We start from the raw sequence: 25,137 nt of genomic DNA on the forward strand, positions 1-25,137 counted from the left end.
CTTGGACAGGTCGGTGGTGAAGTCGAGCCGCTTGGCCTTGACGTTGGTTGCGACCAGCTCGTCGAGGCCGGGCTCATAGATCGGGATCTCGCCGCGATGAAGCGCTGCGATCTTCTTCTCGTCCTTGTCGACGCAGGTGACGTCGTGACCGAAATCCGCAAAGCAGGCTCCGGACACCAGTCCCACATAGCCCGTGCCGATCATCGCGATTCGCATGAAAAACTCTTTCCGTTAAAGGCGGATGTTCCACCGAACACCCTAGACCATTTCTGTATCCGACCGCGCGCCCAACATTAGGGCAAGTTACTGCGCACCGAAAGCACACGAGCCAGGCCTTCCGGACGACACGCGTGTCGTCGATCGCGCGATCACACGCCGTGGTACTTTCGATACCATTCGACGAAGCGGCCGAGGCCCTCCGCGAGCGGCGTCGAAGGCGCGAAACCGACGTCGCGCTGGAGGGCGGAAATGTCGGCGCGCGTCTCCAGAACGTCGCCGGCCTGCATCGGCATAAGCTTGCGGATTGCCGGCTTGCCGATGATCTTCTCCAGCGTCTCGACGAATTCGATCAGGTTGACCGACCTGTTGTTGCCGATGTTGTAGACGCGATACGGCGCATAGCTCGTCGAGCATTCCGGCTGCTCGGCATTCCACGCAGGATTTGGTGTCGCGGGCCGATCGAGCGTGCGGACCACACCCTCGACGATGTCGTCGACATAGGTGAAGTCGCGCCACATGTTGCCATCATTGAAAATCTTAATCGGCTCATTCGCGAAGATGGCGCGTGTGAACAGATAGGCGGCCATGTCGGGCCGGCCCCACGGACCGTAGACGGTGAAGAAGCGAAGACCGGTAACCGGCAGCCCGTGAACGTGCGCGAACGTGTGCGCCATCAGTTCGTTGGCCTTCTTGCTCGCCGCATAAAGGCTGACCGGATGGTTCACCGAATGCTCGGTCGAATACGGCAAGGTGCGGTTGGCGCCGTACACGGAGCTCGACGAGGCGTAGACGAGATGCGCCAGGCCTTGACGCCGGCCGGCCTCGAGCACCGTAACAAAGCCGTCACAATTGGCTCGAATGCTGGTGATGGGATCGTCGATCGAGGCCCGCACGCCGGGCTGGGCCGCCAGATGGACGACGCGATCGGGCGAGACCTCATCGAAAACGCGCGTCACCGCGGCGAAGTCTGCGAGGTCGATCTCGTAGAAGGAGAACCCGGGGCGGTGCTTGAGCGTTTCAAGGCGCGCGCGTTTCAGCGCCGGATCGTAATACGGCGTGAACGCATCAATTCCAACGACCTGCTCGCCACGTGCCAACAGCCGCTCACAAACGTGCATTCCGATAAAGCCGGCAGCGCCGGTAACGATCACTGGTCGCAAGGTTGTCATCTCGTTCATTCCGCCAAGCAATGCCAGACCAAAACATGAGAGGCAAGGTTTTGACGATCACGACAATCATCAAACCAAACGGTTCGCGTAAGCGAACCAAACAGTTCACGTAAGCACATCGAAATGTGTAGGAAACATGATGGCGCCATGCACAATCGCATGCTATCCGCCTGCGAACGTGCTCGGACGATAGCGCCGCACGTGCTAAACGTCATGAAACGTATCTCCGGCGCGGATGCTCAGAGGCATTGTTCGCGTAGGACGCCCGCCAGAACCTGCAAAGAAATAGACCGGCTTTGAAACTTTCCATCAACGGCAGGTTCCTGTCACAGTCGCTAACTGGCGTGCAACGCTACGCCGCCGAAATCGTCAAGGCGATGGACCGCTTGCTCGCGAGCGGAGATGCTCCGCGGCAACTTCTGGATGCGGAATGGCAGATCCTAGCGCCGCCGAATGCGCGGACGCTCGCTGGTCTTCGGCGCATCAACGTAAAACAGGTCGGATCGTTGCAGGGGCACGCGTGGGACCAGGTTGATCTGGCGCGCGCGGCAGCCGGCACGCGTCTCGTCAGCCTCGCCAATTCCGGCCCCGTGCTTCATCGCGACCATCTGGTCGTCATTCACGACGCGCAAGTTTTCAGACGGCCGGACTTTTTCAGCTGGCGTTACCTCGCCCTGCATCGGGCGCTTGGCCATTTGCTGGCACGCACCGCAACGATCGCAACAGTTTCCTCGTTTTCGCGCAACGAACTTGCCGATGCGCTGTCGCTGGATCCTGCGTCGATTCCCGTCATTCCGAACAGCGCGGAACACTTCGCGACCGTCGATCCGGACTTTTCAATCATCGAGAAGCTGCATCTTGCGCCCCACCAGTTCTTCCTCTTCGTCGGCTCCATGTCGAAGAACAAGAATGTCGAGACCGCCGTTCGCGCGGCCGAGCGGCTTGGCCGCGCTGATTTTCCGCTGGTCGTGGTCGGAGGCGACAACAGCAAGGTCTTTGGCGGCGGCGCCACTGAGTCGAGATCCGGTGTCGTCATCGCCGGGCGCCTGAAGGACGAGGAGATCGCCGCGCTGTTCTCGCGGGCTGCGGCCTTCGTGTTTCCGAGTCTGTACGAAGGGTTCGGCGTGCCTCCGCTCGAAGCGATGTTCTTTGCCTGTCCGGTCATCGCGAGTTCCGCCGCGGCGGTGCGCGAGACCTGCGACGACGCCGCCGTCTACTTCGATCCGCTCAACGCAGGCGAGTTGTCGGCTCGAATGCACGAAAGAATTGCACTAGGCAGGATTTCGCCGGCGGAACACCAGAAGCAGCAACAGCGACTGGTGACATATTCCTGGGCCAAGTCGGCCGCAGCCATGCTCGAATTCCTCGCCAAACCCGCTCCCCAAACCACATCCGGCCGTCCGACACGATGATGCGGCCCAAATCTTGCTGCTTAGAGGCGCTAGACGGTTCGTCTGCAATATCTGGCGCCTGCAAGACAAGGAAGGAATGACCGTTGTCCAACGGCCTGAAAGTTCTACATGTTGCCGAAACGGTCAGAGGCGGCATCGCGACCTATCTGAACGAGCTTCATCCGCATCAGTGCGCGAGCTTCGGGCGCGGAAATGTCAACTACATAGTTCCGTCCGACCATCGCGGCGATCTGGTGAACATCGATGACGATGCAGTCACCACGTTTCCGCGCGACGGCCGCAACGCGGTCGGCCTGTTTCGTATGCTGTTTGCGACAATGCGTGCAGTCCGGCAGCTTGAGCCGGACATCATCCACCTGCACTCGTCGTTCGCCGGGCTCGTGGTGCGCCCGGCGCTCTGGCTGACCTATCGACGTTCGCGCATCGTCTATTGCCCGCACGGATGGGCTTTCGGCCGCGAGACCGGCCGCCTCAGCCGCGAGGTCACGAAGTTCGCCGAGCTCATGCTGTCGAAGTTCACCCATCGCATCGTGTGCATCTCGGAAAGCGAGCGGGCCGATGCCATGCAGGCGGGAATCGCGGCGAATCGCCTCGCCCTCGTGCACAACGGGATTTCCAAACGGCGTCCCGTGCTCGACAAACGCGCAGAGCCTTGGCGGTCGGAAAAGATCAAGGTGCTCTTCATTGGACGCCTCGACCGCCAGAAGGGATATGATCTCCTCATCGAGGCGGCCCGCGCGCTCGGAGACAAGCTCGATGTGCGCCTCATCGGCGCCTCTGTCGTCAGCAAATTTCGCAGAAGCGACTTGCCGGCCAACGTCTCGCTGCTGGGCTGGATGAACCGCAACCAGATCGAGGCAGAGCTCGACCAGGCCGACATGGTCGCTATCCCGTCACGCTGGGAGGCGTTTGGCCTGGTCGCAATCGAGGCGATGCGGGCGGCCAAGCCGATCATCGCCTTCCGCATCGGCGCGCTGCCGGAAATCGTCGAAGACAATGCGACGGGCGTACTGTGCGACGAGATCTCGTCCGAGAAGCTGGTCGAAGGTTTTCTACGCGCGACCAGGCTTGACCTGGCTGCGGTCGGCCTGGCCGGATATGAGCGCTTCACCCGCCTCTACGACATCGAGCAGACGCACCGCACCCTCAGTCAGGTGTATGTCGACGTCCTGCACACGCGCGCGAGCGACTCCAGCCTGCAGACGAAGCTGCAATCCGATTTCTCGAACAATCTGCGATCGTAGCGAGCAGCCGATCAGGCCGTCCGGCGGGCATCGCGCTGGGCGAACTCTCCGTCGGTCACCCGGTTGTCGGAGAATGACCACGCAATCGCGGACGCCACGATCATCGCGCAGCTGAGGAAGCCGCCCGCGAACAGCAGTGGTCCGGTCTGCAGCATTGTCTTCGCCTTCCCCAATTGTTTGACCCACAAACTAAAGCGTAATGAGTTTTGGTTGAATCGACGGGAGCCCGGAACTCAGATCACCTCGCCCGTAGGGAGAGGTCGGAACGCATCGATTCGCAATCTCGCCGGAGATGCGTTTCGGCGCAAGAATTGGCGAGATAACAACGCAGAGTAACCGCAGACGCATCCCCAACATTTGACGTTTTACTGCAGCATGTCTCACGCTGTTCCTGTCTCGATGCGTGCAGCTTCGCCGCATGTCACCTATGAGATCGCAAACGATCTCAATCGTGACATCGATCCGACACCTCCGTGTCTAACTTGCAAGCTGCATATGAATTAGAAGGCTCCGCACGAATTTTGAACCGTGCTGCTTGCGTGTTCCAAGTTCACAAGTTGCAATAAGGTCACAGCCACAAGTGCTTTACCTCAAAGTTGAAGACGCAGCAGTGACTCAGCAGCACGATGATTGGTACGGTGATTCCGAGTTTGCGTGAGTACGAGGGAATGGCGGTGGCTAAGACCGAGCGTTTTGATTTCGATTTCGGTATTAGCCGAATCCTGGCCGTCACGGCGATCAGCATCTCCTTAACGGGTTGCGGTAGCTTCATTCCGTTAGACTCTCCGGATGCCGCATCCACACACACGAACGCTGCACTCGTCACCGAGCCAAGCGCGCCCCTCGCCTATGCGCTGATGCCGGTCAATCCGGCAATCCTCCAGGCGACCAACGCATTCACGGACTCTTCCGGAATTGTGTTCTCCCGCCTTCCCGGCGGCAATTATCGCGACATCACGATCGGCATCGGCGACATCGTCACCGTGACCGTCTACGAAGCGCAGGCGGGCGGCCTTTTCATTCCGAGAGAAGCAAGCGTGAGGCCGGGCAACTTCGTGGACATTCCGCGGCAGCAGGTCGACCAGTCCGGCAACATCAACATTCCCTACGCCGGGTCGATCAAGGTCGCGGGGCTGACGCCGCGCGCCGTTTCGAACATCATCCGCGAACGCCTCAAGGACCGCGCCATCGACCCGCAGGCCGTGGTGAGCGTCGCCGAACAGCGCGGCAACCAGATCAGCGTGCTCGGCGAAGTCAACTCGCCACTCCGCTTCCCGGTCGACCCCGGCGGCATTCGCCTGATGAGCGCGATCGCACGCGCCGGCGGCCCGAAATATCCCTCCTACGAGAGCACGATCACGATCAAGCGGAACGGCCGCACCTACAACGAGTCGATGTCGACTGTGGTGCACCACCCTGGCGAGGACGTGCTGCTCGCGCCGGGTGACGTCGTCTTCCTGACCCGCATTCCGCGCGTCTATATGGTCTTCGGTTCGACGCCGTCTCCGGGGTCGATCGGCGGCACCAACAACCGTCGCTTCACGTTCGAGAACGACAATATGTCGCTGGCTGAAGCCATCGCAAAAGCGGGTGGTCTCGACGGCGCCCGTGCCGACTCGAAATCCATCTACGTCTACCGTTTCGAGCCGAAGCCGCTGCTCGAGCGGATCGGCATCGCCGTATCCCAGTTCCCGACCCAAACGGTCCCCGCCGTCTACAAGTTCGACATGAGCAAGCCCGACGGCTGGTTCCAGGCGGATACGTTCAGGATGCGCGATCATGACGTGATTTCGGTGGCGGAATCGCCGTCGACCGAATTCATCAAGCTCATGCTCCCGCTGAACGCGGCAACCGCCAATGCCGACAATATCAGCACGGTGATCGTGAACTCCAAATAGCCCAACTCGGCGCGTTGCGTGAGGGACGCGCAGACAAGGCCACCTCACCCTATTCGGGCCACAGAGGAGGACTAGCCTTTTCGAGTTGACGCGAGCAGGAGTGGACACGAGGTGAGCGAGCAAAAGGGGAAACGCGCATTGCGTCGTTTCCGGATGCTGATGTGCGGGCTCTGCGCCGCGGCTAGCCTCTCGCACTCTGCGAACGCGCAGAATGCGCAGCCACTCGATCAACGCTTCCTGCTGGGCGTCGGCACGCACCAGGGTTTTGGGGGCGTCACCAGCACTCGCGGCTACGTGCCTGCGACTTCCATCAAGCAGATGAAGGAGCTCGGGGTCACTTCATTCCGGGACGACCTTCCCTGGTCGGATTTCGAGCTGCCCGGCAAACAGCTCGGCTTCAACGCCCTGAATGGCCGCCTTGAGACCCAAATCACGTCTGGCGTCGGAATCCCACTGCTCATTCTCGGGACCGGCCATCACCTCGTCCCGAACTCCGATCCGCCGACGACCGACGAAGCGCGCCAGAGATTCGTCACCTACGCTGCGGCGGCCGCACAAGCGGTCGCGGCACGTCAGCCGATTTTCGAGCTGTGGAACGAGTACAACCTCCGAGCGCGCGCCGAGCCGCTATTCACCCTCGAGAATTACGTAACGCTTGCCCGGTGGGTGCAGCCTGCAATCAAGCAGGCGGCGCCTTCAGCGCCCTTCGTGGTGGGTGCGCTCGGCGACGATCCGGGCTGGAAATGGACCGACGCGCTGCTGAAGACCGATCTGCTTCGCATCGCAGACGGCATGTCCATCCACATCTACAACCATTGCCTATCGCCGACTGGGCGCACCGCGACGGAGGCGATTGCGCGATTGGAGAACTTTCATCAACGCGTCGCACAGGCGACCGGCAATCCCAACTATCCGATCTATCTGACCGAAACGGGCTGGCCGACCCCAAGCGCGAAATGTGGCGTGAACGAGCAACTCTCCGCCGACAACATGGCGCAGATCATCCTCTGGGCATCGACCGCAGGTCCCTGGCTCAAGGGGATATGGCTCTACGAGCTGAAGGACAGCGGGACGAAGCCCGGCGAACTTGAGGACAATTTCGGCATTTATCGTTTCGACAATTTGCCGAAGCCAGCGGTGTGTTCCGTTCGCGAGAGTTGGGCCTTCATCCGCACGAGTCTCAAGGCAACACGAACCACACCGGTGCCGGGCGTCGTCCAGATCCGCAGCGAAAGCGGATCAGAAACGAAAGTGGCGCTTTGGTCGGAGAATCCGACAAGGCGCTTCGAGGTTCGATTAAAAAATACGGTACCGAATGCCGAGATCGGCTATGTGTGTCAGCAAGCGTCGGGCCCTGCATCTGGCGCCTGGACCGCGCTATCGACAACGCCGTTGCTTGTCAGCGTCAAGGGCTCGGCCGCGCCGGATCTCGAGATTCGGTCATCGAACTGACGCTGCGGCGGACTGCTGAATCCGGGGCTACCCTTGAAAATACTGATCGTTAACACGCTCTATCCGCCTGAGATCATCGGCGGCGCCGAAGTGTCTGTGTCGCTGCTTGCAGAGGCCTTCGTTCAGCGGGGCCACCAGGTTTCCGTAGTCTGCCTTCAGAACAAGCAGAATCGAACGGTGGACGTGGTCAAGGGCGTGCGCGTGTACCGGGTGCCGCTGGACAACGACTACTGGCCGTTCGGCAACGACAGGAAGCCGTCCTCTGTCCAGCGCCTGAAGTGGCATCTCCAGGACACCTGGAATCGTAAGTCGGCGGCGCGGTTCGCCGAAATTCTCGACATCGAGAAGCCGGACGTCATTCACACCAACAACCTCACAGGATTCTCGGTCTCGCTGTGGTCGGAAGCCAAGCGGCGCAACATCAGGATTGTGCATACGCTGCGCGACTATTCCCTGCTCTGCAAACGCTCGACGCTATTTCGGGGGGGATGCAACATGCGCGAAGCGCTGCACCGTCTGCGCGGCCATGACGTCACCCTATTTGCTGGCCTCGCGCATGGTCGATGCGGTGGTCTCGAACAGCCAGTTCGTGCTCGACCAGCACACCAAGCTGAATTATTTCCCCGGCACCGACAGCCGCCGCGTCATCTTCAACATCGCCGATCCGAGCTCCGTGGTGCCGTCACCGGCTTCGAGCTCGGATGATCTGATATTCGGGTTCATCGGCAGGCTCGAGGCCGAAAAAGGTATCGAAGTAGTTCTAAAGGCCGCCGAGCAGCTTCCCGCCGAGGGCTGGCAGCTGAAAATTGCCGGAAAGGGGCTAGAGGACTACGTGCGGGGGCTAAAGAGCCGCAGCAAAGGAAACGTCGAATGGCTTGGCTTTGCCAAGGCCGACGAATTTTATGCCCGCATCGACGTCTGCCTGGTGAGTTCAGTCTGGCCGGAGCCGCTGCCGCGAACGTTGATCGAAAGCATCAACGCGGGCCGGGCGACTATTTGTTCCACAGCGGGAGGGATTCCCGAGATCGCGGGGTTTTCCAACATGGTTGGGTCCTACGAGCCCAACGATCACAAGCGACTGGGAGAACTGATGCTGAAGGCCGTCAACGAGAGACCGCGCTGGAAAATCGCCCGGCCTCCACAGCCCGGTTTTGCCGAGAAGTTCTCTGCCGATTCAGTCACAGGACAATATTTGGACGTCTATTTGGATAACAGTCGAACCAACCGGCGATAGGCCGAAACGGAGATTTCAGGAAAGCCATTTGGCAGGTAGCTGGACAGACCTTTTCGATGAAGATCCTTGTCACGTCATCCCTCTATCCGACGCCGCTGGCTCCGAAAGTGGTCGGCGGCGCGGAAATTTTCGTCCGCCGCCTCGCCGAGACCCTGGTCGGGCAGAACGACAGCGTGGAAGTGATACGTGCCGCATCCGTACCGAACCAGCAGATGGAGACCTGCAACGGCATCGACGTATATTCGGCGCCGGTGCACAACATCTATTTCCCCTTCGCCAAGCATCACGGCGCGCCCGTGCGCGGCATTTGGCATGCGATCGAAGACTGGCAGCAGACGTCGGAGATCGTCGCGGCGCGGATCAAGGCCTTCAGGCCTGATATCCTGCACTCCAACAACCTCTCCGGCCTGACGACCGCGGTATGGCGAACCGCGGCAGAACTGGGCATTCCCGTCCTGCATACGCTTCACGACTACTATCTCACCTGCCCCCGCTGCTCGCGCTTCTCGGACGGACATTCCTGCGAGACAAGCTGCATGAGCTGTCAGCTCCTGACTTTTCGCCGCCGCGGGGCGACGCGACATCTGGACGCCGTCGTCGGCGTCAGCCATCGCATTCTCGACATCCATACCAAGCTTGGCCTCTTCACGCAGACGCCGCTGAAGATCGTCATTCGAAACGCCTCGACAGCCGACGTCGGAAGCGAAGAGACGAGCATGGCCGACGGCACCATCACGTTGGGATTCATCGGGCGACTGACCGAAGAGAAGGGCATCTACAATCTTGTGCGCGCCGTCGCGACGATCCCGCCCGATCGAATCCGGCTCGTCATCGCGGGTCATGCATCCGAGGGCCAGCGCAAGCACATCAAGGCGCTCGCCCCCAATGCACGGATCGAGTTTCTCGGCTTCGTGCAGCCCAGGCAGTTTTACGAACAGGTGAACGTCGTGGTCGTGCCGTCAGTCTGGGAAGATCCAAGCCCGCTCGTCGTCGCCGATGCGCAAGCCGCCTGCAAGCCCCTGCTCGGCACTCCCTTCGGCGGCATCCAGGAGGCCATCGAGCCAGGCGTGACCGGCTGGTTGACGTCCCCCGATCCGACCTCGATCGCCAAGAGCATTTCGGCAATCATCGAAGCTCCCCAGCAAATCGTGGAGATGAGCGCACGATTGAAGTCGGGCATCAACAAATGGACCTTTGACGACGTAGTCACCGGCTACCGCAATGTCTTCGACCAGATCATGCGCAGCCGCAGCAAGCCTCGCGCGTAGCCGAAGCGGACGCAGATGCCGCCGACGGCCCTCAACCATCCCGCCATATTTTCTCTCACGCGTCGTCAGAAATGATCAGCCTGCTCGCATTCGGCAGCTACATCTACCAGAGTACATCCGCGATCATTCTGATCTTCGCCGTCAGCCATATCCTCTCGCCGGCCCAGTACACCTCGTTTTCGCTGGCGCTGGCCACGAGCCAGTTGGCCTGCGTCTTCGTATTCGAATGGCTGCAGCTGGCCGGCGTTCGCTTCCTCGCCGCCGCATCCGGGGAAGAGGCCGCTCGTCTGCGGTTCTCGCTCCTCACCGCAGGACTGCTCAGCGCGCTGATTCTGGTGGTCGTCGGTGGCGTCGCAGGACTCGTGGGCCCGCTCGAGACAAGCGTCGTCGCCCTCGCCCTGGCGATGGCCGTGCTGCAAGGCGCCACCGACCTCTACTTCATGATCGTCCGCGTGTCCGATCGGCTGGGGACCGCATCCGCCCTCCTGATCCTGCGCGCCAGCGTGCTTCCGGCGAGCGCCGTCGCGGGTGCCCTGCTCTACGGCACGGCGGCGGCGACGCTGTGCGGCATCGCCGCAGGCTATGGCGCGGTGCTTCTCTTCAGCCTGACGGTGCATCGAGCCCCGCTACGGCGAGCGTCGCGACACGCCATGCTGAGGGATTGGGGCAATTTTTGCCGATACGGCGCCATGGCCGCGGCAGCCTCCGTCATTCATCTCTCCGTTCCCGTCACGCTGCGCCTGATCGTGATCGCCACGCTCGGGCGGGCGTCGACGGGAGCCGCCGGCTTCTCGATGGCGATCGACCTTCTGCAACGCCCGTTCTCCGTTCTGGTGGCCGCCATTCATACCGTCTGCTATCCCAATGTCGTCGTGCAGTTCGAGCGCGGCGTCGACGGAGAAGCACGGCGCGCGACCGCCCAAATGCTCGAATTCATCCTCTGCGCGACGATCGTGATGCTGGGCGGACTGATAGGCCTTCTTCCCGACTCGGCGCACCTGTTCGTGCCGGCCGATCTGCTGGTCGATTTTCTCAGCGCGGCGCCGGTCGCGGCGGTCTTCTACTTCCTCCACACCCACCTTCAGGCCACGCTCGCCGTCGTGCCGCATCTGACGAAATCGGCCACTCGGCTGGTGGTCGTTGCGGCGTGCCAGCTCGTGCTTGTGTCGGCAGCGTCCTCGATCGGAGCGTTGCTGCACATATCGGTCGCCGGACAGATCGCGAGCGCGGCATTGGCCACCGCACTCATCATCCTCTTCGCCAGCGGCCCGCTGGTCCGGTTCCGGGCTACGCCGCGAGTGCTGCTGATCGCGGAAGCGACCGTCGCGGCAGCCGCGATCGCCTTGCTCGCGGCAGCCCCGTCGGCCTCCCTGCTCTGGCTTGCCGGAAAGATCGCCTTTGCGGGCCTCGCCGTCGTCCTCGTGACGTGGCGAGGCGATCTGCTGGCCTCGGCACGCGGCTCGAACTAGGCCTTCATTGGATGAGCCAGCGGATTTCCGCTGGGATCTCCGGTCAAACCGTAGATCCTGAGGGTCTCGTCGACCATCGGTCCGACACCGAAATATTGCTGGGCGCGCGCAAGGGCATTGCGCGACAGCGCGGCGCGCACAGCGGGATCGGCCAATTTCTCGAGCGCTCTTACAAGCGCATCGACGTCCTCGAACGGCACGATGAAGCCCGTCTGTCCCTGGATGATCTGGTCTGACGCGCCTCCCGCCGGGGTCCGGACTGGGACCAGTCCGGTCGCCATGGCTTCGGCAACGCCGAGCGGGAATCCCTCGAACCGGCTCGGAAGCGCGAATACGTCGGCGGCCCAGAGAATTTCACGGACGTCGCCCATGAACCCGAGGAACTTGAATGTGTCCTTGTCCTTCTCGCCGGCAAAGGCAAACGACTTGATTTCCATCTCGCGCTCGGCTCCGCCGCTGCCGACGAAATAGCACTTGATGTCGATGGGCGAAGGACTGCCACTGGCGCGAATCTTGCGCGCAGCCTTGATGAGAAGATCATGTCCCTTCACCCATGCGAGGCGGGCGGCGAGCAGGCACATGAACTCACCCTCGGCGACGCCGAATTTCGCGCGCGCATCGCGGCGCTCGGCATCCGACGGCGGACGGAAATGCACGGTATCGACGCCGCCATAGACCTTGGCGATCCGATTCTTGCCGAACAGCACATAGCGGCGGAGATGCCGGAGCGACTCCTCCGACATCAGGATGAGGGTGTGCGGAAAGAAAAGGTTGAAGAACAGGATCTGGATCGGGCTGAAGGTCGATTGCGGCGCGTTCTGCACCTTCTCAATGTTCCCCAGCACCGAGGGATGATAGGTGGCGACACAACGTGCACCGGTCAGCAGCGAGAGCAGCCTGCCCCACATCAGCATGCCCAGCCCGTGGACGTTGATCACGGTGATGTCGTTCTCGCGGATCAGCTTCAGAAGCCGCATGAAGATCGACAGCGAAGGCAGCTTCCGAAGTCCGGGAACGACGTGCCATTCCTTGACGGCCGCGGCCAGCTTCTGGCGCTTGTATTCGGATTTCTCATCCGACCGTACGATGCCGGAGACCAGGTGGATCTGCACGCCCCCGGGCATGCAAGCCCGTGGCCAAGGTCTCGCAATAGGAGGCAATCCCGTCATTGCAATTCACTACCTCGACCAGAAACATGACATTCGGGGCACCCGACGCGGAATCCTTGATGGGAATGGCCTTCCTCCGTTCAATCGACGACACTTCCAACGGTCCGTGCTTAGCGGCAAATTGCGTGCCGTGCCAGCGCTTTGCCCGCAACATCGTTGCGCGCGTAACACATTGAGGTTGCGGATCTACGACACTCCGCCCGGCGCAAACGAACAGCGGCTTCAGAAGCCTCTTTTCTGGAGCTCGGCGGCTTCCACCGGGCTGAGCTTGCCCCCGGCAAATCGCGACACGAGATAGAGCGCGACTTTCGGGCGGTTCAGGTCGTACATCAAGCCGAAGCGGTTCTCCGGAGGCTTCTTGCCGGGCTCATCAACGATTTCGTAGAAGCTGACGCTATCGATCACAACGTCCTTCTGGTCCCTGATCGCAGTCAGCATGCTATTCAAATTCTGCAGACAACGCTCGGTTGCAGCATCGCCGGGCGCGTTGCCGTAATCAGGCTTGTAGATCTCGCCACAATTGACCTCGTTGAAGACGACGTGCCGGCGATAGGAGGCGAGCTTCTTGAACAGATCGAAGCGCGGGTTCCGGCCGTTCCAGGCGCTATGCGGGCTCTGTCCCAGCACTTCATAGTAGTGATAGGAAATCATGTCGTAGTGAACGCCGCGCGACTCCATGAAATCGAGAAAGCCGAACATGGTGGACGTCGTGTTCACTATCTTTTTCAGGTGCAGTCCGCTCTCCTGGTTGACCCGGTCGATCGCATCGGACGCCCCGCGCAGAACGGCGGCCCAATCCTCCATGGCCGGCATCTCGAACTCCGCGGCGGTCATTCCGCTTCCGAAGAGACGCTTGTTGTCCCCGCCGCGCGCAACGAGGTTGATCTCGTTCTCCAGTTCCCATTGACCGATGTCGTTCTTGAATTGCCGCACGAAGTCGTAGGTCCGATTGTATCCCTGCTGATACAAGGCCTCACGATCTCCGGCGGGATACCGGCCGCTATCGGTGCGGTCGCCCCAGCGGAAGGGAAAGCCGAAGACCGGTTGCAGCTTTATTCCGTAGGTTTTCGCCAGCCGGACGGCGTTCGCCAGCATCGGACCTTCGGTCTGCTCGGTGTCCTTGGTCAGATTGACCCCGATCCTGAGCACCTTGAAGCCACGCTCCTTCATGACGCGAAAGACGGGCTCGGGGTCCTGCCGCATCGACGAGGGGCTGCTCACGCCCCACTCGAGTGCCTCGGCAGGTGACGACACCGACACGAACACCGCGGCAAGCGAGAGGAGCACACAGAGTCCACGTAGAAAGTTCCGTCGGATGCACTTCATGAATCCTCGACTGCTTTGGATATCTCTCGGAAGACTCCGCTCGGGCGCTCCACGCCGGAACGATTGTCACATTCAAAGTTCGATCCGTGTTTTTACGGTCCCTCGCTTCTAGGCAATTCGATCTGCTCTGGCCATAGCCTTGATGGCGCTTGACGCAATCGCGCATCTGCTTGCGCGGCGAGCAGATGCGTTGCGATTGGGCACCAGCACAAGATCGATCGAACATCGTCGTTGCATCGCCATGCCGACGTCACGCTGACAGCACATTGGCGTGATGATTCAGAGATCAAGACTAGTCCAACCAGTGATTCGTACGCGGGTCGACGTCGTGCAGAACACTTCGGCCAGGAATTCTCGGGGTGCCTCCATTTTTACTGATCTCACCAACTCGAAAAACAGAGATTGGCCGATACGACAGACACAAGCGCAACGAACTCTCGCGATCCAGAAAAGGCTTTAGAAATACCGATGACTACCGCATCACCTGATCAGACGATCCTGTCGGCGAGCACCTTCATTAGTTCCATCGGCGTCAATACCCACGTTGGCTATTCGTGGGGTGCCTACAACAACCTCGCCCTCGTAGAGGACGATCTCAAATATCTCGGCGTCACGAAGCTGCGTGACGGGCTCGCGTCGAGTCCATCAGCGCAACCGATCATCGATGGCCTCGCGAAAGACGGTTACACGTTCGACCTCGTGGTTCCCTCGAGCGTTCCGGCCGGCGGCACATCCGCGCTCCAAGCCTATCTGGATTCGGTCAAGGCGTTCGCGACCAGCCATCCCGGCAGCGTCGTCGCTTTGGAGGGCCTCAACGAGGTTAACCTCTATTCGTTCAGCTACAACGGCAGTTCGAGCATCTCGGCCGCAGCGCAGTTCCAGGCCGCCTACTACAGCGCCATCAAGGGCGACGCCACACTCGGCAAGATTTCGGTTTACAACCTGTCGTTGGGCTATAACGACTCTACAGATTATGGAAAGCTCGGAGACCTGTCGGGATCGACCGACTACGCCAACTCCCACGCCTATGTCAGCACAAGCCTGACCCCCGGGGCCGCTCTCCAGGAATTGCTCGGCAACGCCAAGTCGGTCGCGGGCAGCGATCCGGTCGTGATCACCGAGACCGGCTACACCACCAAGAGCGACACACCTTATATTGGCGCCAACGAGAACGTGCAGGCGAAGTCGATCCTGAACACGCTGGTCGATGCCTACAAGGACGGCGTCAGCACCACTTATCTCTATCAGCTGCTCGACGCCTCGGTGGACAACGATCCGTCCAACCCTGAATCGCACTGGGGCCTGTTCAACAGCGATGGAACCCCGAAGCTCGCCGCCACCGCGATCCACAATCTGACGACCATCCTGGCCGACGACGGCAAGGGCGGCCATACGCCGACGGCTTCGCTCAACTATACGCTCGACAACATGCCGACGACCGGGAACAGCATGGTTCTCGGCAAGAGCAACGGCGCCTATGAGCTGGTCGTCTGGGCTGAACCCAAGATCTGGAACGACGCGACCGACACCGAGATCGCGAACCCGACCACGTCGGTGACTGTCAATTTGGGCGGCGTCCACCATCTGATCAGCATTTACGATCCGTTAAAGGGCACCTCGCCGATCGCAACCTACACCGACGTCAGCCAAATCGTGGTTCCGATTACGGATCATCCCCTCATCATCGAGATCGACGCGCCGACAGGAGGCTCCGCAGAACCGCCGGCCGCGACCGACGTCAGCGGAACCGCGGCCGATATCGTGTCGCAGATGTCCGATCTGAACGCCTCGGCCTCGCTTCAGACCATCACGCTCACCGACACTCACGTCCTTCCGGTCGCCTCGGAGGCGACCATGCAGTACATGATCTCGCATTACGCGAAGGCGCTGGCGGCCATCCAGGGCGGCTACCAGTTTTCAGTCACAAACTCGACTGCGACCTGGAGCGTAGCCAAAGTCTACGATTCTTCCGCAAAACTTCTGTCGACGAGCACGTCCAACTTCACGAACGGCGTCATCACCAGTAAGGAAACGGTCAATAGCGACGGCTCGTGGGACAGCGTCACCTACAGCGGCGGCAAGATGGTGCGCGACGTCAGCATCTCGGCGGACGGCAATACGGACACCAAGACCTACGATACGAGCGGCAACCTCATCGCGGATCTCGTCCAGAACAAGGACGGCTCGTCCACGAACACGCTCTATTCAGAGGGTGTCAAGACCAAGGCCTACGTCACCAATGCCGACGGCAGCCACGACAACTACTACTACAACATCACCGGCCAGTCCTACACCAGCGAGCACGATCATCTTGACGCGAACAACAAGCTGCTGTCGGTGAGCCGCACCCATGCCGACGGCACGATGGCCTACAGCCAGGTCTTCAACAGCGACGGCAGCAAGGTCACGACCCAGTACGACTCGACGGGCCACAAGACCTCGGCCATCACCGTAACTGCGTCGGACACCACCACGGACCTCTACACCACGGCCGGCGTACTCAAGCAGCATATCGTGCAGACGACCTCCGGCAACGTGACAACGACCAACTACAACGGCTCGCTGCTGGTGTCGGTCTATGTGGTCAATGCCGACGGGTCCAAGGACTCGAAGGTCTACGATTCCAACGGCATCATCGCCAGCGACCTGCTCCAGAGAGCGGACGGCTCATCCTCGAACACGCTCTATTCGGCCGGCATCAAGACCAAGGTCTATGTCACCAATGCCGATGGCAGCCACGACAACTACACGTACAACATCACGGGCCAGAGCTACACGACCGAGATCCAGCACACCGACGCTGCAAATAAACTCACCAACCTGACCCGCCTTCATGCCGACGACTCGCTTGCGTATCAGCAGGTGATCAACAGCGACGGCAGCAAGGTCACGACCCAGTACGACTCCACGGGCCACAAGACCACGGTCGTCACCGTGACGTCGACAGCCACCACGACCGACGTCTACACCACGGCAGGCGTGCTCAAGCAGCATATCGTGCAGGCGGCCTCCGGCGACGTAACCACGGCCAACTACAACGGCTCACTGCTGGAGTCGGTCTATATCGTCAATGCCGACGGGTCCAAGGACTCGAAGCTCTACGACTCCAATGGAGTCATCGCCAGCGACTACCTCCAGAACAAGGACGGCTCGTCCTCGAACACGGTCTATTCGGCGGGCGTCAAGACCAAGGTCTATGTCATCAATGCCGATGGCAGCCACGACAACTACTACTACAACATCACCGGCCAGAACTATGTGACCGAGATCCAGCACACCACCGCCGCAGGGGCGCTCACGACCCTGACCCGCCTCCACGCCGATGACACCCTCGCATACAAGCAGGTCATCAACGGCGACGGCAGCAAGATCACCGACGTCTATGACAGCACCGGCCACAAGACGAGCGAGGTCCTCAACGCCACCGACGGCTCGACCACCACGGACACGTACAATTCGACCGGCTCCGTCACCCAGCACGTCGTCAAGACCGCGGGCGGCGATGTCACGACGACCAACTACGCAAACGGAGTGACGTCGTCGATCTACGTCGTCAACACGGACGGCTTCAAGGATTCGAAGCTGTTCGACAGCAACGGCAACCTCACCAGCGACTACGTCCAGAACAAGGACGGTTCGTCCTCGAACACGCTCTATTCGGCGGGCGTCAAGACCAAGGAATATGTCACCAACGCTGACGGCAGCCATGACAATGCTACCTACAACATCACGGGCAAGAGCTACGTCACGGAGCAACAGCACCTTGACGCTTCGGGCAAGGTGACTTCGGTCGTTCGCTCGCACGCGGACGGCACCCTTGACTACACGCAGGTCCTCAAGTCGGACGGCAGCAAGGTCACGGATGTCTACGATAGCACTGGAGTCAAGACCACCGAGACCGTCAACAACGCCGATGGAAGCTCGGACATCTTCAAGTTCAAGGTCTCCGGCCTGCCGGGCGCCGTCGAGCACGACAGCTACAATGCCAGCGGCTCGCTGCTCTCGATCGACATCCTCAACAACGACGGCACCCACACGGTCACGGCCGTGAGTGCGGGGCTAACTCTGAACGGCGGAAGTGGCAACGACGTCTTCTCCGCGGCGCCTGGCACGACCACCATCATGTTCGACGGCGGCGACGACCAGATCAAGAGCTTCCACGCCGGAACCGCCTCCAACCACGACACGATCGAAATCCTCAAGTCACTGGTGGCCGATTACAGCCACCTGCAGATTTCGCAATCGGGCTCCGACACGCTGATCCAGCTCACGTCGGCCGATTCCATCCTGCTGAAGAATGTAAATTCGGCCACCCTGGATCACGGCAACTTCCTGTTCGTCTGATGCCACGAGACCCTGCTGGCAGGCGCGCCTGCCAACAGGGTTTCTGGGACGACAGGTGAAACGACGTTAGTGCGGCCGCAAAGATGCGGCCGCACCGACGAAGATGATGTCCTCGGCCAGCAACGGGAGCTGCCGCAGCAGCATCGTCTTCAGCTTTCCGGCCCGCATGAACGTCGCCATCTTCACCTCGACCGGCGCGTAGCCGGCGTCGATCGCGACCTTCGCGATGGTATAGGGTGTGAAGAAGAACCGATGGTCGCTGTTGATCGTCTCGACGTTCTTGAAAATGCCCTTGATGTTGCCACCCCTGAAGGCATTCGGAACCGTAATCACGATCTGATCGACGACGTCTCCGTAGTTCTCCCTGAAGCGCGACAGGAAGGAGACCGGATTCGGAATGTGCTCGACGACTTCGCCGAACACGGCGATGTCGAACCGCCGGCCGGATATTGCCTCGATCTTCTGACCGGACGTCACGTCGCCCGCGACCATGTTGCTGAGCCCGGAAATTTGCGACGCCTCCCGCACCGCATCCGCATCGATGTCGACGCCGACCGTATATTCGGAGCAATCCGTGATCAGGCCGTGGAGCCAATCCTTGTTGTCGATCTTCCGCCGGATGAGCGGCAGGTGGTCACAGCATCCGACATGCAGGACCCGCTTTCCCCGACAGATGTCGACCAGGACGTCGCATCTGTATCTGACGTCTCCGTCTCCCTGATACTTCACGACGATGTTGTCGTTGAACTTCGAACCGGCGAGATAGGGATAGACCTGCGAAAAATCCGTAATGATCGACGACATCGGCTGGCCCTCGTTGCATGATCAGATGCTTCCCGACACAACTATGCATAGCCAGCAATCAGAATTGTGACCGGATCTCCGTCAAGGCTGATTTGCACGACGTCAGAGGCGCGGCCTGAATTTGCGCAATTGCCCATTGCCGCATCAAGGCCGGCGACGGCATTGGTCGAGCGGCGGAACCCGGACGCTTTCCGCAGTCGGCCGACAAACGAGCGAGACGGAACCGCTGTTGGTTCCGGAAAACGATCAGCTCGTTTAAGCACAATGGCCCGGCAACCGCCGACATCGCGGTTGCGCCATGTCCTCTAGGCGCGCATCCGGCCCGGAGCTTCCGAGCGCACGACGCGCGCGGGTGCTCCCGCGGCGACAGATTGCGGCGGAACGTCACGCGTCACGACCGCGTTTGCGGCGACGTTTGCTCCTGCGCCAATCGAAATCGGGCCAACGATCACGGCACCGGTATAGACCACCGCATTGTCGCCGATGGTCGGGCAACCCGGCTCATCCCACGCGCGCCGGCCAAGCGTGACGTTGTGATACAGCATCACGGACCGACCGATCCGTGCCCCCTCGCCGACTACGACTCCGGTCGGATGCGGCAAGATCAGTCCTGGACCGATCTCTGCGAGAACCGAAATGTAGCAGCCTCGCCGCATCAGCGCCCTTACGAGCAGCCAGGTGATCTGATGCCCCCAGCGTGTCTGGAAGCGCAACATCTTGGCGATCCGCCAGGTCGTGATCACGGCAAAGCCGGGGCTCGTGAGCAAGGCGACGAAGGCAGCTCCGACACCGGACTTGCCGGTATTTGCCAACAGGTCCTCGCGCCACGGAATTCCCGCCTGGGGCTCAGCACCCATTCCCACTCCTGAAGACATCCACCAATCTCTACTAACTTGCCGAGGGAAGATTTGCCTGAATCGGTTGAGCCGCCCCACCAAGCAACGACTGCACACTGTTCCAGATCCGGCGCCTGAATACCACATAGCTGCCAAGCACGATCAGCGCATAGACGACCGTCGCGATCAGCCAATGCGACAGGCTTTCGACATCACCCTTCGTCGCGACGAGCGCGCACAATGCGCCGAGCGACGTGGCGACCGTGGCCGGCATCAAGGCACCGAACAACGAAGCATAGGAGACCGCGCAGTTGCGAGCTCCAATCATGAGCATGAGAGCGCACACCAGGATCGACACGATTAGGTAGACCACCGCGACCGCCGTGAGCCCGAAGGGGAGTGCGAGGACAAAAGCGAGGATCATGCTGGCGCTGTTCGCGGTGCTCACCCAAAACTGGAGTCGGGCCTTGTTGTGAGCCAGCAGGATCGGTCCGGCATAGGCCGCAATCGACTGCGCCGCGCCTGCGGGCGCGAGGATGGCAATTAACGGCAGCACCTCCTGCCAATGCGACGAAAGGAACGTTGCAACGGGATATTTCAGCCCGAATGTCAGGTAGATCATCGCCGGGAACGTGATCATCGCCGTCATGCCGAGCACCGCGCAAATCGCCGCCTTGCGCCGTTCCTGCTCCCGCTCGCCGCTCATCCGGCTCAACGTGGCCATGAGAACTCCGCCGCCCGGCCACGAGAGGATCATCAGCGGAAGCGTCATGAACTGGAAGGCGAGACCGAACAAGCCGACTGCCGCCGCGCCCAGCTTGGCGCCGATCATGAGATTGCCGACGTTTCTCGCAGCAAAGTTGAGGACGTTCGAAGCCAGCACCCAGCCGCCAAACGACAGCATCAGGGCGACTGCGCGCCATTTGAAGCACAGGTGAATGTGGCGCCTGGTGTTCACATAGAACGCAACGGCACGCACCGCCTGCATCAGGACATAGTACGCGATCAGCGCCCAGATCCCCCATCCCAGCAGGGCGCCGGCCACGCCGACGATCGCGGCTGCGAGAGCCGCTCCCGCTTCGATCAAGGCGATCGTCTGATATTGCAGGGACCGCTCCAGAACCGCGCGCGGTCCCATCGCGGAGATGGACAGGACGACCGAACCGGAGAGAGCGGCCAGCACGGCCGGCAATCCCTGCATGTCGACGGCGGCCCCCAGCGGCTTCGCGGCGGCGGCCAGCACCAGGGCACAGCCAATCCCGATCGCAACCATCAGGGTCGTCGCCGCGCCGGCTTCCTCCTTCGTGAGCGACGTCCTCTGGATCATCGCGCTCGACAGCCCCAGATCGGTCAGCATGGAGATGAACGCGATGAACGGCAGCGAGAACGCCACGAGCCCGAATTCCGTCGGCGTCACGAAATAGGTGATCAGCAGCGTGATGAGGAACTGAACAGCGGACTTCACGATGTTCACGCTCGACATCGAGAGCAAGTTCTTGATGATCATGACGTCACTCGCACGTGATCCAGCTGAAACGATTGCGAAGGGATACGCTCAGGCGACATAGCGGGCCTCACGACGCACTCCGAAGAACAAGCCCCGCAGCGCCGGATCGAGCAAACGGCGGAGTCTCACTTCGATCAGCTCGTAGCTGAGCGTGCCCGCAATCAATGCGGCAATCAGGCCAAGGCCCGCAAACCCGGCCCAGAGGAGCCAGAGATTGACCCCATGTGCGGCCAACTTCACTCCGATGATCTGCAACGGGAATAGCGCAAAAGGATGGACCAAATAGAGGCTATAGCTGATCTTTCCGAGGAACTGCAGGAATTTGCCGCTCAAGGCGACGGCAACACCGGAGTCCGGAGCGAGGACCATTCCGAACAGGAGCGCTCCAGGGATCATTCCGATCAGGGGATGCAGATATTCGATCGACACATACATCGCGACGCCGCAAAGGACTCCTGCGACCAATCCGGGCCAACCGCCGACGCGGATCCGCAGGTCGACGAAGCTAAACAGCAGCCCGACGAGGAAGAACGCGGCGATCGGCCGAAAGGCGACGCCAGCGAGAGCGAGCAGGATGAACGGCGTCGCGAGCAGCCAGCTTCTCCACCGGACCACGATCACGAAGACCACCGCGAACAGGATGTAGAACGCCCATTCATAGCTCAGCGTCCAGGCGTTCTGCTGGCCGATCGGCAATCCCAGGGCATCCGGCAGGAACGCGAGATTGACGAAGAAGAGCTTGAGGTAGGTCGGAAGATCGATTCCCTTGAAGAACTTGTAGCCAACCAGCGGTCCTGCCGTAAACAGGATCAGGTGCAGGATCACGAATACAGGGAGGATCCGCAGACAACGATCCAGAAAGAACCTTCCGACACTGCGGTGACGCACGAGGCTCGCCGGAATCAAGAAACCGCTGATCATGAAGAAGAGCTCGACGCCATGCCCGCCCATGTTGATGGTCGATTCAACCCATGACCAGATCGGCGGCAGAAAGCCCGCAAGAAGCGGCATGTCCTGAAGGTGCACGATCAGAACGCTCAGCGCGGCGACGCCGCGCAGACCCTGGATGGCCGGCAAAAATCCCTTGTTGTCGTCGCTCACGGCCGATTCTCCGCTCGCCATCCGAGGCCGGAATCGGACGAGACCAATGCGAAATACGTAGGGCGCGATGACACGGGTTTCACGCTGGCCGCGAGACCAGGTCGTTGACGTCTGGCGCGAGCGGCACCGTGTCCGCTGTACTTTTCCTCATCGCCGGTCCGCCGAACACATCGCTGAAGGCCACCGCGATCATGATCAAGCCGCTTGCCGGACCGTAGGCAAGCACGGTGATGGTGAAGAGGTTCATCGCGAAAGTCGCCGAGAGTTTGTACACGTCCCTGGATCTGGCGACCGAAACGAATGCGATCACCACAAACAGCAAGAAGATCGGACCGAACATGAGGTAGGTGCCGAGATAGAAGTTGTCGACCGGGACGTAGTAGCTCAGCTTGTTCGAGAACAGTAACTGAGGATAGTTGAAGCAACCGAGCCCGCAGCCGAAAATGAACCCGATGGGCATCAGATCGCTCATATACACAAACGGCAGCTGCCAGCTATTGTTCACACGATCCTGCAGGCTGAAGAGCCCCCGCGAAATGCTAGTCAATCCGTTTCCCGCAAAAAAAGCGATGAGAAGGAACGGGACCAGGATCGACAGGAATGACAGCAGCGACATTCGCCGGAGCATGGGAAACCTCTCACGCTCGGGCAGCATCCGGATGATGACGAGGCACACCACATATATCGCCATCACACCGAGCGAGGTCTTGCTGGTCGTCAACTTGATCGCATAGAGGCCAATCGGCGCCCAGAACAGGCACCAGAGCAAGCTGCGACGCGCTGACGTCAAGACGAAGGTAATGAACACGAAAAATGCGGCCATCGTGCTGTCAGCCGCCAGGCCGGACAGCCGCGTTTCTGACGCCGCCCACCAAAGCCTGCTCGCCTGCCGCGTCGCGCCAAAGGTCTCGTAGGCGAAACCGACCCACGGCAACTGAACGCGGGACGACAGGAAGATTCCGAAGATCGTCAGGTAGAAGAGAGGATGAATCCAGGCCAGCAAACGCCGGTACTCGCCGAGATCGCGCCCGCAGAAGCAGAATCCCACGAACACGGGCGCGATCATCTTGAACGACGACATCATGCCCGTGAAGTAGCCCAGGAAGACGTAGCCGAGATACAGCGCAAACGCCATGTAGAACAGCGTCAGGATGGCAACCAGGCTCTTTCCGACCAGGATGTACCGCTGAATGAAAGCGAGGATGCACACCATCGCGAAGATGTCGGGCAGAAACCAGATGGCATCGATTTTTGCGACTGCCAGGTAGTAGCGCAACGCGCCGGCGAGCGCGTCTCGATAGAAGTAAAGACCGAGCGCGATGGCCTCGAGATTGAAGGTCGAGCCGCTTGCTCGCGTCCCCTCGTCAAGGGGCGGCTCCGCGAAGCGGAAATTCGCGGCGGCAAGCGCTGAAGATGAATGATGGGCGGCCATCAATTCACTCGGCAGCAGCGAGCGACTTAGCCGGCCGGGGCCTGATCAGCCCCAGAAACAGCCGCGAACCCGCCATTTCGATGGTTGCGTAGGTCAGGCTCGAAAGCCCAAGCACCGCGGCGACGAACCCGACGAGGAGTGCCGACGACGGCAGGCCAGGCAGCAGACCATCCAGCGACTGGAAGCGAGCCGCTCCAACGCCGCGCGCGAAATATTCGATCAGTACGAGCACCAGCGCATGAACCATGTAGATCGAATAGGATCGCTTGCCCAGCCACACCAGCGGTTTCGCCGTCAACAGTTCAGGCAAGGCGCGACGGGGAAACACCATCAGCGACCCGAGCAGAACCGCAAAGACCGCCGGCGCGATGAAGCTGATGGACGGCACCCACCCGACCAGGGAAATGATCACGATCGCTGTGACCGCCGCGCCGATCTGCACGGTCGACTGAAGCAGCGAACTCGCACCCGGCCGCACCATTGCGACCGCGCGAACCGTCAGCACGCCGAGAAAAAAGCTGAGGATGCAGCGAACGATGCCGAAATGGTAGTGGAAGTCGAGGCTTTCCATTCGAAGCACCAACAGGATGATGCCGAGACTGCCCACGACGAGCAAGCCCGACAAGGCATAGACCATCCGAATGTTCCTCGCGGCCTGCGCCACGAGCATCACTGCGGCGAATACCAGGTAAGTGTAGAACTCTGCGCTGATGCTCCAGCTCGGTCCGTTCCAGCTCAGATAGTCGATGATGCCGGACGCCTGGAGCAGCAGCAGGTTCACGATGAAGGAGAAATAGTTGTTCACCGCCATTTCCGGAGCCGCGAAATGCAGGACGCCGATCGCCACCAGGCCGAGTTTCATCAACCGGAACGACAGGAAGGCGAGCAGCATCGCCAAGTGAAGCGGGTAGATTCGCGCAACCCGCCGCGCAACGAACTCACGGACATCGAACCGGCCGAATTCCGACTGCATGTAGCTCATCGAAATGACGATGCCGCTGAGTACGAAGAACAAATCGACGCAGAGCCACGCATTGTGGAAAAACGCAACGTCGATCCACGCCCGGTGCGGAAGGATTGTGTTGAGGATCTCCGAGCCGACAAAATGGTGAACGACCACGCACAGAGCCGCGAGGCCTCGAACGCTGTCGAGCGGCACGTAGTGCGCTTTTGATTGATGGAGCGGCACGGCAGGCACCTGACAATGAGCTGGAGCAAAATGCTGCGATGCAGCATAATGCCTTTCTTCGACC

Annotated in this window: 20 protein-coding genes; 9 read left to right on the forward strand and 11 right to left on the reverse strand. The window is 60.7% G+C overall.

Annotation, left to right across the window (positions count from 1 at the left end; genetic code table 11):
- Both AC630_RS01760 and AC630_RS01765 read right to left on the reverse strand, forming a co-directional pair.
- The coding region (locus tag AC630_RS01760; RefSeq protein WP_349537804.1) for a 2-dehydropantoate 2-reductase N-terminal domain-containing protein at window positions 1–216 on the reverse strand (216 nt) is incomplete at its 3' end.
- 152 nt (window positions 217–368) lie between these two features.
- Window positions 369–1,388, reverse strand: coding sequence for an NAD-dependent epimerase (locus AC630_RS01765; protein WP_074116824.1), 1,020 nt, complete (start codon window positions 1,386–1,388; stop codon window positions 369–371).
- A 296-nt stretch (window positions 1,389–1,684) separates the two neighbouring features.
- Between AC630_RS01765 and AC630_RS01770 the strand changes: the two genes are divergently transcribed.
- Together AC630_RS01770 and AC630_RS01775 are read left to right on the forward strand one after the other, a co-directional pair.
- Window positions 1,685–2,800, forward strand: coding sequence for a glycosyltransferase family 4 protein (locus AC630_RS01770; RefSeq protein ID WP_074116771.1), 1,116 nt, complete (start codon window positions 1,685–1,687; stop codon window positions 2,798–2,800).
- Window positions 2,801–2,883: 83 nt separating this feature from the next.
- On the forward strand, window positions 2,884–4,044 hold the full coding sequence (locus AC630_RS01775; protein ID WP_083636091.1) for a glycosyltransferase: 1,161 nt from the start codon (window positions 2,884–2,886) through the stop codon (window positions 4,042–4,044).
- Window positions 4,045–4,055: 11 nt separating this feature from the next.
- On the opposite strand, the gene AC630_RS45150 is transcribed toward AC630_RS01775, so the two are convergent.
- The gene (locus AC630_RS45150; RefSeq protein WP_167561111.1) at window positions 4,056–4,199 is read right to left on the reverse strand and encodes a hypothetical protein; all 144 of its coding nucleotides are present in this window, start codon (window positions 4,197–4,199) and stop codon (window positions 4,056–4,058) included.
- Between the two features lie 513 nt (window positions 4,200–4,712).
- Here AC630_RS45150 and AC630_RS01780 point away from each other — a divergent pair.
- The 6 genes from AC630_RS01780 to AC630_RS01800 all read left to right on the forward strand — a co-directional run bounded on the left by AC630_RS01780 (window position 4,713) and on the right by AC630_RS01800 (window position 11,365).
- The gene (locus AC630_RS01780) at window positions 4,713–5,942 is read left to right on the forward strand and encodes a polysaccharide biosynthesis/export family protein (protein WP_245330221.1); all 1,230 of its coding nucleotides are present in this window, start codon (window positions 4,713–4,715) and stop codon (window positions 5,940–5,942) included.
- Between the two features lie 138 nt (window positions 5,943–6,080).
- Window positions 6,081–7,394 (forward strand): glycoside hydrolase 5 family protein, encoded by a 1,314-nt coding sequence (locus AC630_RS01785; protein WP_349537808.1) that lies wholly within the window; start codon window positions 6,081–6,083, stop codon window positions 7,392–7,394.
- Between the two features lie 96 nt (window positions 7,395–7,490).
- Complete coding sequence (locus AC630_RS46640; protein ID WP_245330222.1) at window positions 7,491–8,099, forward strand: glycosyltransferase; 609 nt, start codon at window positions 7,491–7,493, stop codon at window positions 8,097–8,099.
- On the forward strand, window positions 8,071–8,628 hold the full coding sequence (locus tag AC630_RS46645) for a glycosyltransferase (RefSeq protein WP_245330232.1): 558 nt from the start codon (window positions 8,071–8,073) through the stop codon (window positions 8,626–8,628). Before AC630_RS46640 ends, AC630_RS46645 begins: the two co-directional genes overlap by 29 nt.
- Before the next feature lie 56 nt (window positions 8,629–8,684).
- On the forward strand, window positions 8,685–9,896 hold the full coding sequence (locus AC630_RS01795; protein ID WP_074116773.1) for a glycosyltransferase family 4 protein: 1,212 nt from the start codon (window positions 8,685–8,687) through the stop codon (window positions 9,894–9,896).
- A 71-nt stretch (window positions 9,897–9,967) separates the two neighbouring features.
- A complete protein-coding gene (locus tag AC630_RS01800; protein WP_074116774.1) occupies window positions 9,968–11,365 on the forward strand; it encodes a hypothetical protein in 1,398 nt (465 codons plus the stop codon).
- Here the strand turns inward: AC630_RS01800 and AC630_RS01805 are convergent.
- Together AC630_RS01805 and AC630_RS01810 are read right to left on the reverse strand one after the other, a co-directional pair.
- Window positions 11,362–12,489 carry a glycosyltransferase family 4 protein gene (locus AC630_RS01805; RefSeq protein WP_245330223.1) on the reverse strand — a complete coding sequence of 376 codons (1,128 nt, stop codon included), beginning with the start codon at window positions 12,487–12,489 and terminating at the stop codon, window positions 11,362–11,364. The genes AC630_RS01800 and AC630_RS01805 overlap by 4 nt on opposite strands.
- A 267-nt stretch (window positions 12,490–12,756) precedes the next feature.
- Window positions 12,757–13,821 carry a glycosyl hydrolase 53 family protein gene (locus AC630_RS01810; RefSeq protein WP_245330224.1) on the reverse strand — a complete coding sequence of 355 codons (1,065 nt, stop codon included), beginning with the start codon at window positions 13,819–13,821 and terminating at the stop codon, window positions 12,757–12,759.
- A gap of 507 nt (window positions 13,822–14,328) precedes the next feature.
- Here AC630_RS01810 and AC630_RS01815 point away from each other — a divergent pair.
- A complete protein-coding gene (locus tag AC630_RS01815) occupies window positions 14,329–18,204 on the forward strand; it encodes a hypothetical protein (RefSeq protein WP_074116775.1) in 3,876 nt (1,291 codons plus the stop codon).
- Window positions 18,205–18,270: 66 nt separating this feature from the next.
- Here the strand turns inward: AC630_RS01815 and AC630_RS01820 are convergent, their stop codons facing one another.
- The 6 genes from AC630_RS01820 to AC630_RS01845 form a co-directional block, all read right to left on the reverse strand.
- Complete coding sequence (locus AC630_RS01820; RefSeq protein WP_074116776.1) at window positions 18,271–19,008, reverse strand: class I SAM-dependent methyltransferase; 738 nt, start codon at window positions 19,006–19,008, stop codon at window positions 18,271–18,273.
- A gap of 305 nt (window positions 19,009–19,313) precedes the next feature.
- A complete protein-coding gene (locus tag AC630_RS01825) occupies window positions 19,314–19,865 on the reverse strand; it encodes a serine O-acetyltransferase (RefSeq protein WP_074116777.1) in 552 nt (183 codons plus the stop codon).
- 31 nt (window positions 19,866–19,896) lie between these two features.
- A complete protein-coding gene (locus AC630_RS01830) occupies window positions 19,897–21,351 on the reverse strand; it encodes a lipopolysaccharide biosynthesis protein (protein ID WP_074116778.1) in 1,455 nt (484 codons plus the stop codon).
- A 48-nt stretch (window positions 21,352–21,399) separates the two neighbouring features.
- Window positions 21,400–22,452, reverse strand: a complete 1,053-nt coding sequence (locus AC630_RS01835; RefSeq protein WP_083636099.1) for an acyltransferase family protein — start codon at window positions 22,450–22,452, stop codon at window positions 21,400–21,402.
- 79 nt (window positions 22,453–22,531) lie between these two features.
- Window positions 22,532–23,884 carry a hypothetical protein gene (locus AC630_RS01840; RefSeq protein WP_074116780.1) on the reverse strand — a complete coding sequence of 451 codons (1,353 nt, stop codon included), beginning with the start codon at window positions 23,882–23,884 and terminating at the stop codon, window positions 22,532–22,534.
- Window positions 23,885–23,888: 4 nt separating this feature from the next.
- Complete coding sequence (locus AC630_RS01845; RefSeq protein WP_074116828.1) at window positions 23,889–25,073, reverse strand: acyltransferase family protein; 1,185 nt, start codon at window positions 25,071–25,073, stop codon at window positions 23,889–23,891.
- Window positions 25,074–25,137: the final 64 nt, after the last annotated feature.

This window comes from Bradyrhizobium sp. AS23.2 (assembly GCF_001908185.1).
In the GTDB taxonomy this organism is placed as follows: domain Bacteria; phylum Pseudomonadota; class Alphaproteobacteria; order Rhizobiales; family Xanthobacteraceae; genus Bradyrhizobium.

What these genes read in the sequence shown, in the direction of transcription:
- AC630_RS01765 (WP_074116824.1), bottom strand. Translation starts at nt 1,388, where the DNA reads ATGACAACCTTGCGACCAGTGATCGTTACCGGCGCTGCCGGCTTTATC.
- AC630_RS45150 (WP_167561111.1), bottom strand. Translation starts at nt 4,199, where the DNA reads ATGCTGCAGACCGGACCACTGCTGTTCGCGGGCGGCTTCCTCAGCTGC.
- AC630_RS01780 (WP_245330221.1), top strand. Translation starts at nt 4,713, where the DNA reads ATGGCGGTGGCTAAGACCGAGCGTTTTGATTTCGATTTCGGTATTAGC.
- AC630_RS01795 (WP_074116773.1), top strand. Translation starts at nt 8,685, where the DNA reads ATGAAGATCCTTGTCACGTCATCCCTCTATCCGACGCCGCTGGCTCCG.
- AC630_RS01800 (WP_074116774.1), top strand. Translation starts at nt 9,968, where the DNA reads ATGATCAGCCTGCTCGCATTCGGCAGCTACATCTACCAGAGTACATCC.
- AC630_RS01805 (WP_245330223.1), bottom strand. Translation starts at nt 12,489, where the DNA reads ATGCCCGGGGGCGTGCAGATCCACCTGGTCTCCGGCATCGTACGGTCG.
- AC630_RS01815 (WP_074116775.1), top strand. Translation starts at nt 14,329, where the DNA reads ATGACTACCGCATCACCTGATCAGACGATCCTGTCGGCGAGCACCTTC.
- AC630_RS01820 (WP_074116776.1), bottom strand. Translation starts at nt 19,008, where the DNA reads ATGTCGTCGATCATTACGGATTTTTCGCAGGTCTATCCCTATCTCGCC.
- AC630_RS01825 (WP_074116777.1), bottom strand. Translation starts at nt 19,865, where the DNA reads ATGGGTGCTGAGCCCCAGGCGGGAATTCCGTGGCGCGAGGACCTGTTG.
- AC630_RS01830 (WP_074116778.1), bottom strand. Translation starts at nt 21,351, where the DNA reads ATGATCATCAAGAACTTGCTCTCGATGTCGAGCGTGAACATCGTGAAG.
- AC630_RS01840 (WP_074116780.1), bottom strand. Translation starts at nt 23,884, where the DNA reads ATGGCCGCCCATCATTCATCTTCAGCGCTTGCCGCCGCGAATTTCCGC.